Below are 13631 nucleotides of genomic sequence, written 5' to 3'. Positions count from 1 at the left end.
GAGCAGACCCGCGGCCAGCAGGGCCAGGGCCGCCGGGAGGAGGGTGGCGGTGGGGCCCGCGGTGCAGCCACCGTTCGAGCTGCTCATGCCGTCATCCGGGGGGCCGGGAGAGTCCGGAAGCCCAGGGCGGGGCTCCGGTGAGCCCGGGTCCGTCGTGCCGTCATCCGGCGTCTGGGGCTCCTCACCGGGAGTCTCCGCCACCTGGACCAGGGCGGTGGCCGTCTGCTTCACCGTGCCCTGGGTGGCGGTGGCCGTCACCGTGTACTGCCCGGGAATGGCGAAGACGTGCTCGGCGGCCTCGCCCTCGGCCGTGCCGCCGTCGCCGAAATCCCAGGTCACCGTGGCGGCCTCGAGGGACGGCGTGGCCCGGAAGAAGGCGCGGTGGGGGGCCACGCCCCGCTCGCCCTCCACGACGAGCGTCATCGCACCCTCGGGAAGCTGCTCCTGCGGAGGCAGCTCCTTCTGCAGCGTGAAGCGGTCCACGGGGTCTCCGTTCACCCCGAGCAACTGCGCGGTGAGCGTGCCGTCGACCACTGTCACGTCGAGGAAGCCATAGGCCTGGTTGTCGCGGATGACGCTCCAGTCCGGCTTGCTGCCGGGGAGCTTCCTCAGCGTCGCGCCGCCGCCGCCCACCACGAGGTAGGGGATGCCCTTTTCGCCGGACCCGGCGACGGCGTCACCCTTCATGGGTTTGCTGCGCTCGTAGTTGTGGTCGTGCCCGGTGAGCACCAGGTCCACGCCGTACTTCTCCATGATGGGGCCGAAGTGGCGGCGCATGGCGAGCTGCGAGCCGTGCTCGCCACTGGACCAGGGCGGGTGGTGGAAGAAGACAATCTTCCACGGCTGCGTCGACCCCGCGAGGTCCCGCTCCAGCCACGCCTTCTGCGCATCCCGCGTGCAACGGTCCGCCGACGCCAGTCCCACGGCGCAGTTGGAGTCGAGCGCCACGAAGTGCACGTGGCCCCAGTCGAACGAGTAGTAGCGCTCCGTGCCCTCGGGGTTGTTGGTGGGCAGGTAGAGGTTGTCCAGGTAGGGCTGCCCCTGGTTCGTCACGTACTCATGGTTGCCGAGCGCCGCGAAGAACGGCACCTGGGCCAGCAGGGCCTCCATGGGCACGAAGAGGTTGTTCTGGATTTCCGCCTCGGTGCCACCGGCGTAGGCGTTGTCCCCCAGCGCGACGAACAGCCCCGCCTGCCGCTTGACCATGGCCGCGGCGACCTTCTTCTGGTTCGAGCCGCCCGTGCCAAAGTCGCCCACCGCCACGAAGTGCACGCTGCGGGTCCCCGGCACCGGCGCGGTGCGGAATCGATTGAGCTGCGTGCGCAGGCCACAGGCCGACACCTCGTACGTGTACTCGGTGCCTGGCTTCAGCCCGGTCAACACCACCGCGTGCAACTTCCCGCCGTCCTGGGAGACAGCCGACTGGTTGGCTGCTCCTTCGCCGTAGCGCACCTCCGCCTGGCAGTTGGCGGCGAGCCGGAAGGCGATCGTCGCCGTGTCCGGTCCCACCTTCTGCAGATAAGGGTCTCGATACAGCGTCCCCGCACTCGCGGTGCTGGCCAGCAGCATCAGTGCGGCCGCCCAGGGGGCAAGGTGAAAGGGGGTCTTCCGGTGCATGCGGCCTCCTCCCGAACAAGTTCGGGATAGAGGCGCAACCGTTCAACCGCTGACCTTCATCCTGCCCCCTCTCGGAGTAGGAGACGGTGGGGCAGGGCCCCGTGTATCCGCCACCTCTCCGGTCAGGCATCAAGGCTTGATGTCGTAGGCCGCCAGGTCCTCGGTGCGTTCGCCTTCCTCACGCACCTTTCCGATGCCCGGGACGAGCCAGTAGAAGCGCGTCTTGTCTGGCTTCACCTCGCCGTTGTTGTTGACCTTGTCGCGCTGAATCTTGACCGCGTTGGTGAAGGTTCCAGCTCGCGTCGTCACCGTCACGCCGGATTCGAGCACCTTCCAGATGTACGTCGGGTCCTTCTGGTCCTTCGAGCCGTCGCCCAGGGTGATGTGCTCGAGCACGTCGCTCTTGTACGTCCAGGGCAGGGCGTCCGGAACGCTCGCCACGGACTTCACCGTGGCGGGAGACCAGGTGGTGGAGCGGACCTGCTGGCCATTGCGGTAGTCGTCCTCGCGCAGACGCACGACGAGCCCGTTGGTGAGCTCCACCTGCCACGAATACTCCTCATAGAGGGTGCCGTTGCGCACGCGGTCCTGGCGGCTGTGCACCTGGACGGCGTTGATGCCCGGCTGGTCAGGGACTTCGCCGGGGCCCACCACCGTCACCTGCTTCTGGAAGTTGCCCTCGACGGGGTCCTGGATGTCGTAGGTCCAGGTGCTGCCCGCGGTCAGCGGCCACAGCGACTGCGACCCGGTGGGCTCCTCTCCGTTGCCCTGATCATCTGGTCCTCCCGGCTGCACCGGCTCTCCCGGCAGTCCGCCGCCGGGTGTCGGGTCCTGTGAATCTCCCGCGGGCAGGCTGTTGCCGCCACACGCCACCAACCACCCCGCCGCGAACACGGCCACCCAGCTGCGCCTCATATCCGCTCCTCCCGTGCGCTTCTCGAATTCACCGCCGTCCACCGCAAGCCTCGCAGGGCCGCTCCCTCCGTGCGGCCCAGCGCCGCGGCGAGGGAGCCCGGCTCCGGCTCCTCGACTTCCAACTCCAGCCGCCGCCCGTCGAAGTCGAGCGCGCAGCTCTTCACCATGACGTTCCGCTCACCCAGGACCCGGCGCAGCGTGGCCTCCGCGCCCACCAGGTCATCCGACTGCGCCGACAGCACCAGCCGCTGCTTCGCAGTGGCGTGCGCCTCTTCGCGGTTGAAGCAATCCAGCACGAAGAGCAGGACCATCACGAACACCGTCCCGACGGAGGCAAGCCCCAGGCTGCCGTGGCCGCACGCCATGCCCAGGCCAATCATCAGGAAGAGGATGGCCGCGTCACGCGGGTCCTTGAGTCCCGAGCGGAACCGAACGAAGCCGCCCAGGCCCACCAGCCCGAAGGCCTTCGCCAGGCTGTCACCGATGACGGCGGTGATGACCGCCGCCGCCGCGCACAGCAGCACCTGCGCCTGAATCATGTCCACCTTGGGCAGCGCCCGCTTCATGAGCAGGCGCCAGGGCCGCAGCGACAGCAGGGTGCCAATGAGCGCCGCGGCCAGCATCCGCGGCAGAATCGCGGTGACGGACAGCGCGCTGAGCTCCGCTTTCGCGCCCTCGAACAGGGCTGAGAATGATGCGTCCATGGCGGTGACCTAGGCTTCCATTCGGGGAGAGGTGCCCACGCGGACCGTGCGCGCGGGCTGCTGCGCGAGCGCCCGTGCGGTCGCCGCTACGGCGTAGGCGTTGCGCAGCACCGGCAGCCGGTCTGGCTGTTCCGCCAGCACACGCTCGATGAGCGCCTGCGCGTGCGGCCCCATGGGCAGTCCCTTCAAGGAGGACAGCGCGGTGGTGGGCCACCGGCCCAGATGGTCCACACGCAGCTTCCAGGCCCGCGTGCCATCCATGCCGTCCACCGAATCCAGCGCCTCCTTCGTTTGCGGCGCGCCGCGCTCGCGCAGCGTCCAGGCTTCCTCGGTGTCCAGGCCCGTCAGCGAGCGGAGCACCAGCTTCAGCGCCTTGCCCGCCAGGGCCTCTCGCAGGCCTCGGGCCACCGGTGTGTCCAGGCCCAGGGTGCTGCGCAGCACCGCCAGCCGGTCATGCGGCAGCAGGACTTCGCGCAGCGCATCCGCCCGCGCCCCCGGGACACTGGTGAGGCTGCTCGCCACCTCCGAGAACAGCTTGCGCTGCATGCCCGCCTCGCGCACCAACCAGGACTCCTCGCAGTCCTGGCCGGCGAGCCCCGCGAGCACGTCCGCCAGCCGCCCGTCCCGCATGGCGCGCTCGCGCAGGGCCCACGCCGGGGTCGAGCCATCGTTCTTGAGGCTCGCCAGCACCTCCGTGGGGGCCTGCGCGTACAGCCGCTGCCGCAACATGGCCGCGCGCGAGTCCATGCGGCCCGTGAGGCTGAAGGCCACCTCCGCGGGCGCCAGGTCCGCCAGCACCTCGCGCAGGCCCATGGCCGGTACGTCAGCCAGGCCCGCCATGCCGCGCGCGGTGAGGCCCGGGAAGCGCTCCGCGAAGGCCAGGCGCTTCTGGTGCGCGGCCAGGCCCGGGATTCCGCTCAACATCCACACCGCGAGCGCCGGTTCGCGCTGCTCCACGGTGTCCAGCGTCTGGAAGAATCGCTCTTCCAGGTTCTCGAGCGTGGTGGGGCTGGCATTCCGTGGCCGGGCCGGCGCCGGGACGATGCGCTGCACCTGCTGCTCGCGCCCCTCCAGCCGGGCGACGACGGCGTCCACCAGCCGCTGCTCCAACACGCGCAGAGGGACGTCGTTGTTCTCCAGGATGATCCACCGCTGCGGATCCTTCCGCGCCATCTCCAGGAAGGACTCGCGCACGCGCACCGCCAGGCCCGCGCCCACCAGTCCCTTCCGGCTGTCCCCATCACTGACGCGCTTGCTTTGGAGCTTGCCCAGGCGCTTGCGCAGCCGGGCGAGGTCCGGATCCACGTCCACCAGGATGACCAGGTCCGGCCACAGGCCCTGCGAGGCCAGCTCGCACGCGGGTCGCAGCTCGTCCATGGGCAGCCCGCGGCCTCCACCGCTGAGCGCCAGTTGTGAGTACAGGTAGCGGTCGGTGATGCACACCTCGCCCCGGGACAGCGCGGGCGCCACCACTTCATCCAGTTGTTGGGCGTCCCGCGCCAGGTTGAGGAAGAACTCCGTGCGTGGAGACATCTCCAGCAGCCGGGAGTCTCGCGTCAGCTCCCGGATGCGCCGCGCCGCGGGCGCCTGCAGCTCGCCGCCCTCCCGCGCATGCGCCACCCGGTAGCCCAGCCGCTTCAGCTTCGCGGCCAGCAGGTTGGAGAGCGTCGTCTTGCCGCTTCCGTCAATTCCCTCGAAGTCGATGAACACTGTGCCCTATCCCCCTGCGACGCCATCCGCGGCGAAAGCGTGGACCTTCGCCATTCCCTCTGCGAACTTGCTGTAGGCCGGCGCGCCGCCCGGATTGAGCGACGCCAGCCACTCGGGCAGCTCGTGCCCGAGATGCTTCACCTCCACCACCACTCGTGGCTCCACCCACTGCGCCGGCTCCAGCCGCTCCACCGACAACGCAAGTTGGGACAGCGCCTGCTCCGGCGCAATCCGGTGGTAGCGAATGTCCTGATCCACCGTCGCCCGCCACGCCTGCGACGACTGGTACACGTGGCGCGTGTACGTCACGGCCAGCACTGGGCTGAGGCTGCCTCCGGCGATGAGCGGCAGCAGGCTGGCCCCGCCGCGCAGCACGCGGCCCAGGTCCGAGCGCGGCACCCAGACGCGGCGCTTCTGCGTGAGGCCGTGGCGCTCTCGTTTCACCTCCAGCACCACCCGCGCCTCGCCGTCCGCGCCCCGGTCCGGTGAGTACTCCTTCGTCCGAACCTTGAGACAGTCTTCCGGAGTGAGCAGGGCCCGCGCCGCCAGCGGGCCACCGGGCCGGTCGAAGTACACGGACACGATGCGCGTGGGCGACGGCAGGTGCCCCTCCAGCTCCAGCGACAGGCGCGTGCCCAGGGCCGCGGCCGTCTTCTCTTCCAGCACCAGCTTGAATTCCCGCCGGAGCTTGGTGACTTCACCTTCCGCGAACGACAGCATCGTTGGGGTCTCCGTGCTCAGAAGCGTGCGCCGAGTTCGATGGAATGCTGCAGCCCAGGGAATTCATCGCCGGGGCGCAGCGCGCGCTCCGTCTGGAATAGGGCCCGGAAGCGAGTGCCGAGCAGCACGTTGAAGCCGCCCACCAGTGAATGTCCGTCCCCCCGCACCGTGTCGCCGCGAAGCTGCAAGGCCTCCACGCCCGCGACGGGCTGGATGGCCCATTCGTTGCCCACGTGGATGAGGTACTGGGCCAGCAGCATCTGCGCCGTGAAGGGCCCCAGGGGCAGCCGCCCGGAAATGGCCTCGCCGGTGAAGACGAAGCCCGCCAGCTTCAGCTCCGCGTCCGCGGCCACCGCGTGCTTGCGCGCCAGGTCCATTGCTTCGGAGACGTAGGTGCTGACTCCCACGGTGAGCGGCTTGAAGTTGAAGGGCCGCAAGCTCACGCGCGCGGCGGCGTCCTCCTTCAACCGCGCGCCCGCCTCGTCGATGGCCCCCTGGAAGAAGCCCGCGGAGATCTTGAGCCCCCAGAGCTGCTTCAGCCGGACTTCGCCCATCAGCCCCATGCGGCGGCCACCCATTTGATGGGTCTCCGTGATGTACTCCTCCACCAGTCCGCGGGTCTGGATGGGCAGGTCCCACGACGACTCCAGCGAGCGCTGGAGGAAGGGCGTCTTGAACTGGCCGCCGTAGAGGCGGAATCGCTTGCGGTCATCCGCCAGACGCACGAAGGCGTCCTTGAGCATTTGCGAGTCCGCCAGGTCCGCCGTCACTTCGGCTTCCAGGTTGGGCAGTGACGTGCTCACACCCACGCGTGCGTCCGCGATGGAGAGGCGGCGCTGGTACTGGTTGCGCTCGTCAGCGCGGGCCCGTGCGGACACGCGTCCGATGACGCGGATGGTCTGCACCTCGCCCTTGGGCTTGTCGTCAATCGCGTCCGGATTCTCGCCCAGCGAGTCGTCCTGCGCCTGACCGGGCCGTTGCTTTTGCTTGCGCTTGTTCGCGTCCTGCTCTGCCGTCGCCCCGTCATCCGCTCCGGGGAGGGGACTCACGGAAGGCGGCTGCGCGCCGGGCGCAGGCTGCGACGGAGGCGGCAGGGACTGGGCCATGGCGCCCTCGAGCTGCGCCTGCGAGGCGTCGTCCTCCTCCGGCAGCAAGGGCTCGGGAGGCTCAACGTCATCCACCACGCCACCTGACAGAGGGGCATCCTCCACGGGCTCGGCAACTGCCTCCGTCCGTGGGCCGGGTGTCTTGGCGACAGCCCACGCCGGCATGCCCATCAAGATTGCGACGAGCAGGTTCCGCCTCGTCCGCTCATTCACCCGCCACCCACCCATGTCCACGCCTCCCCGACCGCCACCGGAGCGCGTCCAGTGCAACACGGGTGCCCGTTCGATGAGCGGACGCGGAGGGCTGGGGGAGGTTCGGTTCCGGACGAAACGCGGGCCCGATGGCGCAGAAAGCCAGTGACTTGGTCGTCACGTTGCCGTGACAGGGAACGGAAGTTCCCAATGTCGCGGCAGGCGACCCTGTACGAATGCCCGTCGGTTGGAAGGAGTTACTGCCCGGACGGAGGATCGGCCGGTGGGATGGGGACGCTGCCCGCTTCCGGCGTGGAGGGCGCCGCCGGTGGGGGCGGAGTCTCCGTTGCCCCAGGGGTGGCTCCGGATGACTTCACGCGCCGCAGGACGTTGCGCAGGCCCAGGGCCAGCGCCGTGCCGGCACCCACCAGAATCAACCCCCAGCCCATGCCGCGGGGCAGGGGCGAGCTGGCCACGGAGAAGCGCGCGGTGATCACCTTCAGGTGGGTCCCTCGGTACCGCACCTCCAGGTCCCAGGGGCCGGGCTCGTCCGGAGTGAACTGGGTGTGCCAGTTGACCCCGTCCCGCGTCAGCGTCTTCGTCTGCTGGGAAGGCGACCCGGTGGGGTGGAAGGTGACGGTGAGGGGGCCGTCGAATTCGGGACCCTCGAAGTTGCCTACATGCAACGACACGGAGATGGGCTCTCCCTCTGTTGGCATGGCGGGGTGGATGGTCCCCTGGAGGCGCTCCTCCGCGTCGGACCAGCGGAGCTCCAGAACGTCCCCACGGCGTTCGACACGAATCTGATCGTTCGCTGGAGCCGCAACCGTGGTAGTTGCAATGAGGAGGCTGGCGATCAGTGCCCATCCGGATTTGAATCCGGGGTGCCTTTGCCTCTGAAGTGGCTGTCCTCTAAGATGCGCTGCCCTGCTGCATTCCACCTGAGCCTGCTCCCCGCCGGCAATGTCCCGGGATGAACCCTCAATCATTCGGGAAATATCAGCTTCTTAAGAAGCTCGCCACGGGCGGCATGGCCGAGGTCTGGCTGGCGCGCCAGACGGGCATCGAGGGGTTCCACAAGAACCTCGTGGTGAAGCGCATCCTCCCGCACCTCGCGGAGGACCGTGAGTTCGTGGAGATGTTCCGGAACGAGGCGCTGATTGCCGCGCGCTTCAATCATCCGAACATCGCCCAGGTCTACGAGTTCGGCGAGGCCAACGGCACCTATTACATCGCCATGGAGTTCATCCACGGCGAGGACCTGGGCCGGGTGATGCGCAAGGCCGCCAGCACGGGGCAGTGGGTGGCGCGGCCGCTGGCCATTCGCATCGTCGCCGCCGCTTGCGAGGGCCTGCACTACGCCCACAGCCGCACGGATGACGCCGGCCGGCCCCTGCGCGTGGTGCACCGCGACATCTCGCCGCAGAACATCCTGATCAGCTTCGACGGCTCGGTGAAGCTGGTGGACTTCGGCATCGCCAAGGCCGCGGATCAGGCGTCGCTCACGAAGTCGGGCGCCATCAAGGGCAAGTTCGCGTACATGGCGCCGGAGCAGGCCGCCGGCAAGCCGCTGGACGGGCGCGCGGACATCTTCGCCATCGGCCTGGTGCTCTACGAACTGCTCACGGGCGTGCGTCCGTTGAAGCGCGACTCGGAGTTGGCCACGCTGCAGGCCGCCATGGAGTGCGCCATCGCCGCGCCCTCTCAGGTGGCGGACGTTCCGGAGGAGATGGACCCGGTGGTGATGCGGGCCATCGCGAAGAACTCGGACGACCGCTACCGGGACGCGCGCCAGTTCCAGATGGCGCTCGAGGAGATTCTCGTCGGGCAGCGCTGGGTGGCCGGCTCGGTGCAGATCTCCGAGCTGATGGAGACGCTCTTCGCCGACCGTCTGGCCGAGGAGAAGGCCCAGGGCCAGGTGGTTCCCGTGGGCGAGGACTCCGCGAACTCCGGCACGCCCATGCCGCCCACGCCGCCGCCGCAGGAGCGTGGCCGCAGCCGCACCTCCGCCGCCGCGGACATGAACTGGGAGGCGCCTCCGGGCGAGGCCTCGGTTCGCCAGCGCGGCTCGTCTTCCCGCACGTCCATGGGGCCCCGGCGCACCTCGGCCGCGGTGCCCGCGGTGGAGCCCGACGAACAGGGGGAGTGGGATGCGCCGTCCGGAATCGAGGAGGCCCCGCCGCCGCGCCGGAGCAGGACGTCCGCGGAGCTGCGCCGTCCGTCCAACCCCAACTCCACGCAGATTGCACGGACGAGCTCCCGTTCGGACCTGAGCCGGACCGGCATGGGCGAGCCGCCCCCGCCTCGCCGCTCCGCCACGCGCGCCGCCCAAATCGTGGAGGACCCGGGGCCGCCTCCGTCCCGCTCGCGCGCGAGCATGGCGGCGGTCGATGAGCGCACCCGGATGGAGGACGAGGAGCTGGACGACGAGCGGACCATGCTTCCGCCGCCGGAGCCCGCGCCGCCTCCTCGCCGCCGGACTGGGATGCATTCCGGCATCCACCCCTCCGAGGCCCCTCCGCGCCGCCGCACGTCGAGCCGCGCGGAGATGCCGTCGCCCCCGCCGCGTTCGAGGACGTCGAGCGTGGCCCTGTCGCGTTCGCGCGCCGAGGACGCCGAGGTGGACCGGGCGCTGGAGAAGTCCGCGCGGAGCGCTCGCGCGGGTGTGGCCAAGCGCAACATCGCCACCGTCGGGTTCATCGTGGGGCTGGTGGCCGTGGGGGTGGTGTTCCACAAGCCCATCCTCTCGGTGCTCAACAGCCGCGCCTCCGACGGGCAGTCGGTGACGCTGTCGGTCAACACCAACGAGAAGGTGAAGGTCTCGGTGCGCCACACCGAACGCTGCGGCAGTCCGCAGCCGGTGACGGAGCTGGGGGAGACACCCCTCGTCAATGCGACGGGCGTCCATCTCCAGGACACGCTCATCCTGGTGAATGAGCAGCAGGGCATCTACAAGGAGGAGGTCGACACGCTCGCCTTCGGTGAGCCCGGTCAGGCCAAGTCCTTCACCTACGAGTTCCGCCGGGGCCAGCTCCAGCTGACGCTGAAGCCGGACGGTCTGCGCGGCATCTCCGTGAAGCGCAATGGCCAGGACCAGGGCACCTACCTGGGCAACAAGGGCATGAAGCTCGACCTCATGGAGGGCCGCCACAAGCTGGAGCTGCAGGGCGGGCCCCTGAAGGAGCCCTTCATGTTCGAGGTCGAGATCAAGCCCGGCCTCATCAACAAGCAGACCGAAGACTTGTCCGCCTTCGTGGGCTAGCGGCGTGCCGCCCCGTCAGTAGCGGGGCAGGCTGGGGTCCACCTGCAGGGAGTACAGGTCGATGCCGCCTCGCAGCGACACCGCGTCGATGCCCAGCGACATCAGGTAGGCCGCGCCGTCCAGGCTGCGCACGCCATGGTGGCAGTAGACCACCACGGGCCGGCCGCGCAGGGCTTCCAGTTCCTCCGCGCGCTCTTCCAACTCAGGCAGGGGAATCAGTAGCGAGTCCGGCAGGGCGACCCACGCATTCTCCGTGGGAAAACGCACGTCGAGCAGCGCGGGGCGGGACTCCGCGGGGCCGGCGAGCAGCTCGGCGAGGCGGGCGGGGGCAATCTCGGGAATGGGCATGGCGTGACGTCCTCAGGCGGGCGTGGGGGCGGCGCAGAAGCGCTCGTAGTCGATGAGCTCCACCGTCGCGCCCGGCGCGCACACGGGGCACTGCGTGTCCCGACGCAGCTTGAGCTCCTGGAAGCGGGTACCCAGCGCGTCGAAGGTGAGGAGCCGCCCCACCAGGGGGGCACCCTGGCCGAGGATGAGCTTGAGCGCCTCGGTGGCCTGGAGCAGACCGATGAGTCCGGGCAGCACGCCCAGGACGCCTGCCTCCGCACACGAGGGCGCCAGCTCGGGCGGGGGCGGGGCGGGGTAGAGGCAGCGGTAGCAGGGGCCCTGGCCGGGGACGAAGGACGTCACCTGGCCCTCGAAGCGGAAGATGGAGCCGTGGACGTTGGGCTTGCCGAGCATGACGCATGCGTCATTGAGCAGGTACCTCGTGGGGAAGTTGTCCCCTCCGTCCAGCACCAGGTCGAAGCCCTCCAGAATCGTCAACACGTTGTGCGAGGTGAGGCGCTCCTCGAAGCCCACCACCTTGACGTCCGGATTGAGCGCTTCAATCGCGGCTCGGGCGCTGGCTACCTTGGGCTGGCCCTGACGCTCGCGCGTGTGGATGACCTGCCGCTGGAGGTTGCTCAGGTCGACCACGTCCGAGTCGACGATGCCTAGCGTTCCGACGCCCGCGGCCGCGAGGTACAGCGCCGCCGGCGAGCCCAGCCCGCCGGCCCCCAGCAGCAGGACGCGGGCTTGAAGCAGCTTGGCCTGGCCCGCCTCGCCTACCTCGGGGAGGCTCAGGTGGCGGCGGTAGCGCTCCTTCTGCTCGGCGGTGAGGACGAAGGGCTTCTCCACTGGCAGGGCGGCGTCACTCCACCGGTTGTAGCCGCCGGCCAGGGAGGCCACCCGCTCGTACCCCAGCTCCTTCAGTGTCTTGGCGGCCAGGGCGGAGCGGGTGCCCCCGGCGCAGTAGACGACCAGCTCCTCGTCACGCTGGACCTGGCTTTCGATGCGCAGCTCCAGGTAACCCCTTGGAATGTGGAGGGCCCCTGGCAGCCGGCCCCCGGCGTATTCGTCCGCCTCCCGGACATCCAGCAGCCGCACGGAGGCCCGGGCGTCCAGCAGCCGCTTCACGTCGTCCACGGAGACCTCGCGAATCTCCTGTTTCACTCCGGCCAGCAGCGTTTGGAAGGTCCGAGCCATGTCGGATGCATATAACCCAGGGGCTGGGCCCATGGATTTTCCGGGCCCGGGCGTTATAAGTCCCCTAGAGGAGACATGGATATGGACAGCACCCCCACGACTTCCGCCGCCCCCGCCGCTTCGCCGGCTTCCCAGGCCACTCCGGTGGCCGTGCGCCTGACGGATGCCGCCATCCAGCAGGTGAAAAGCGTCATCACGGCCCAAGGCTTCGAGGGCTACTTCTTCTCCATCCGCGTGGTGCCCGCTGGCTGCAGCGGCCTGGGCTATGACTTGAACCTGGTCAAGGAGTCCAAGGCCGGTGACACCGTCTGGGAGCAGGACGGCGTGAAGATCGCCTCCGACCCGATGAGCAGCCAGTACCTCGGGGGCACGGAGATTGACTACGTCTCCGCCATCACCGGTTCGGGCTTCAAGTTCAACAACCCGAACGCGAAGTCCTCCTGCGGCTGCGGCACGTCGTTCACGACCTGAGCCGCGCCGCCGCGGTATCGCCCGTGACGCGGGCGGGAAGGCCGGGCCGGGGCGGATGCCTCGTCGCCCGGCCTTCGTGCGTCAGGCACCCGCGATGGGCGTCATCACCTTCAACCAGGACTGGTTCTCCTTCTGCCGGGCCAGACGCAGCGTCCGACGTGTCTGTGCCTCCTGGAAGGCCATGCGGTCCGCGTCCGTCTCCATCAGAAGGGGCGGCACCGGCACGCGCTGGCCGTCCTTGTCGATGGCCACGAAGGTCAGCAGCGCGCTGGTGGTGAGGTGACGCTCGCCGGTGAGCGGGTTCTCCGCGTGCACCGTGACGCCCACCTCCATGGAGGTGCGGAAGGCGGCCAGCACCCGGCCGTGCAGCAGCGCGACCCAGCCGACCTTGATGGGGGCGTGGAAGTGCAAATCATCCATGGAGGCCGTGACCACGACCTGCCGGCAGTGGCGCTGCGCGGCCACGGCCCCGCAGATGTCAATCCACTGCATCACCTTGCCGCCGAAGGCAGCATCCAGGTTGTTGGCGTCCGGAGGCAGGATGAGCTGGGTCATCACCACCTCCGTGTCCTTCGGATTCTTCGCGCTCAGGTCGGTCATCTCGCACCTTGGGTTGTCGGACGGAGCCTGCGGCCGGGCCGCGCCGGTTCATCCGGTGGATATCCCAGAATCTAACGCGATGGGCCAGACAATGTCCGCGCAGGTGACAGGCGCGGGCGCGGCGCTCAGGACAGGAAGGTGGAGACGCGGTCGAGGAACTCCTCACGTCCCCGGCCTCGCCGGATGTCCTGCTTCGACACGTCCATGGTGAGGCAGTCCACGCCGTACTTCTCCTGTATCACCAGGGGGAAGCTGGCGTAGTAGCCGTTGAGGCCCCGAAGGAACTGGTGGCGGATGCCCTTCTCCTCCTCGCGTCCCCGGGTGCGGATGCGCTGGAGGAGCACCTCCACGCTGCCGACCTCGAAGCAGATGACCTTGTCGGGCCGGATGATGTGGCGCGACAGCCGCTGGAAGTACTCGTAGTACAGGTCCAGCTCCGCGTTCGTCAGGTGCCCCAGGCCATGGAGGTACTTGGCGAAGATTTCCGGGTCCTCGTACAGGGTGCGGTCCTGCACGCAGCTGCGGCGGTACGAATGGATGAGCTCGTGGTGTTCGACGCGCCGGATGAGGAACTCGAGCTGGAGCGTGAAGGACCACCGCGTCATGTCCGCGTAGTAGTCACGCAGGAAGCGGTTGTCGATAACGGGCTCGTCGAACAGCTCGTAGCCGAAGGCCTGGCTGATCATCTTCGCCGCCGTCGTCTTGCCCGCGCCGATGTTGCCCGCCAGCGCCACGAAGCGCCGCGCCTTGGGCACCTTGACACGCATCGTGTTGCGGGAACGCGGGGGGGCCGCGGGGGCCTTTTCC

13 protein-coding genes are annotated in these 13631 nt (G+C 69.2%); 2 read left to right on the top strand and 11 right to left on the bottom strand.

What is annotated here, in order from left to right:
• The 7 genes from FMQ63_RS35565 to FMQ63_RS35535 form a co-directional block, all read right to left on the bottom strand.
• Positions 1-1617: metallophosphoesterase (locus FMQ63_RS35565; protein WP_141276977.1), on the bottom strand; the 1617-nt coding region annotated here is incomplete at its 3' end.
• Positions 1618-1746: 129 nt separating this feature from the next.
• Positions 1747-2532, bottom strand: coding sequence for a hypothetical protein (locus FMQ63_RS35560; protein ID WP_011552650.1), 786 nt, complete (start codon positions 2530-2532; stop codon positions 1747-1749).
• A complete protein-coding gene (locus FMQ63_RS35555; RefSeq protein WP_011552651.1) occupies positions 2529-3236 on the bottom strand; it encodes a DUF4956 domain-containing protein in 708 nt (235 codons plus the stop codon). Before FMQ63_RS35555 ends, FMQ63_RS35560 begins: the two co-directional genes overlap by 4 nt.
• Before the next feature lie 9 nt (positions 3237-3245).
• The gene (tmk, locus tag FMQ63_RS35550) at positions 3246-4946 is read right to left on the bottom strand and encodes a dTMP kinase (protein WP_011552652.1); all 1701 of its coding nucleotides are present in this window, start codon (positions 4944-4946) and stop codon (positions 3246-3248) included.
• A 6-nt stretch (positions 4947-4952) separates the two neighbouring features.
• Positions 4953-5666 carry a VTC domain-containing protein gene (locus FMQ63_RS35545; RefSeq protein ID WP_011552653.1) on the bottom strand — a complete coding sequence of 238 codons (714 nt, stop codon included), beginning with the start codon at positions 5664-5666 and terminating at the stop codon, positions 4953-4955.
• Between the two features lie 17 nt (positions 5667-5683).
• A complete protein-coding gene (locus tag FMQ63_RS35540; protein ID WP_011552654.1) occupies positions 5684-7045 on the bottom strand; it encodes a hypothetical protein in 1362 nt (453 codons plus the stop codon).
• Between the two features lie 176 nt (positions 7046-7221).
• Entirely contained in the window at positions 7222-7683 is a 462-nt protein-coding gene (locus tag FMQ63_RS35535) for a hypothetical protein (protein WP_020477639.1), read from the bottom strand.
• 254 nt (positions 7684-7937) lie between these two features.
• On the opposite strand from FMQ63_RS35535, the gene FMQ63_RS35530 reads away from it, so the two are divergent.
• Positions 7938-10226: a serine/threonine-protein kinase gene (locus FMQ63_RS35530; protein WP_011552656.1), complete on the top strand. Its 2289-nt coding sequence runs from the start codon at positions 7938-7940 to the stop codon at positions 10224-10226.
• Between the two features lie 15 nt (positions 10227-10241).
• On the opposite strand, the gene FMQ63_RS35525 is transcribed toward FMQ63_RS35530, so the two are convergent.
• Entirely contained in the window at positions 10242-10574 is a 333-nt protein-coding gene (locus FMQ63_RS35525; protein WP_011552657.1) for a rhodanese-like domain-containing protein, read from the bottom strand.
• Between the two features lie 12 nt (positions 10575-10586).
• Positions 10587-11753 carry a molybdopterin-synthase adenylyltransferase MoeB gene (gene moeB, locus FMQ63_RS35520; RefSeq protein ID WP_171452389.1) on the bottom strand — a complete coding sequence of 389 codons (1167 nt, stop codon included), beginning with the start codon at positions 11751-11753 and terminating at the stop codon, positions 10587-10589.
• Positions 11754-11834: 81 nt separating this feature from the next.
• Between moeB and FMQ63_RS35515 the strand changes: the two genes are divergently transcribed.
• Positions 11835-12224, top strand: coding sequence for an iron-sulfur cluster assembly accessory protein (locus tag FMQ63_RS35515; RefSeq protein ID WP_020477640.1), 390 nt, complete (start codon positions 11835-11837; stop codon positions 12222-12224).
• A gap of 81 nt (positions 12225-12305) precedes the next feature.
• Here FMQ63_RS35515 and FMQ63_RS35510 read toward each other — a convergent pair whose 3' ends face one another.
• Together FMQ63_RS35510 and FMQ63_RS35505 are read right to left on the bottom strand one after the other, a co-directional pair.
• Positions 12306-12824: an acyl-CoA thioesterase gene (locus FMQ63_RS35510; RefSeq protein ID WP_011552660.1), complete on the bottom strand. Its 519-nt coding sequence runs from the start codon at positions 12822-12824 to the stop codon at positions 12306-12308.
• 125 nt (positions 12825-12949) lie between these two features.
• The coding region (locus FMQ63_RS35505) for a deoxynucleoside kinase (protein WP_141276975.1) at positions 12950-13631 on the bottom strand (682 nt) is incomplete at its 5' end.

It is taken from the genome of Myxococcus sp. CA005 (assembly GCF_006518205.1).
GTDB classification, from domain to species: Bacteria; Myxococcota; Myxococcia; order Myxococcales; family Myxococcaceae; genus Myxococcus; species Myxococcus xanthus.
Note: the sequence above shows the minus strand (reverse complement) of the source record. Positions and strands in the feature narration are given on the sequence as shown.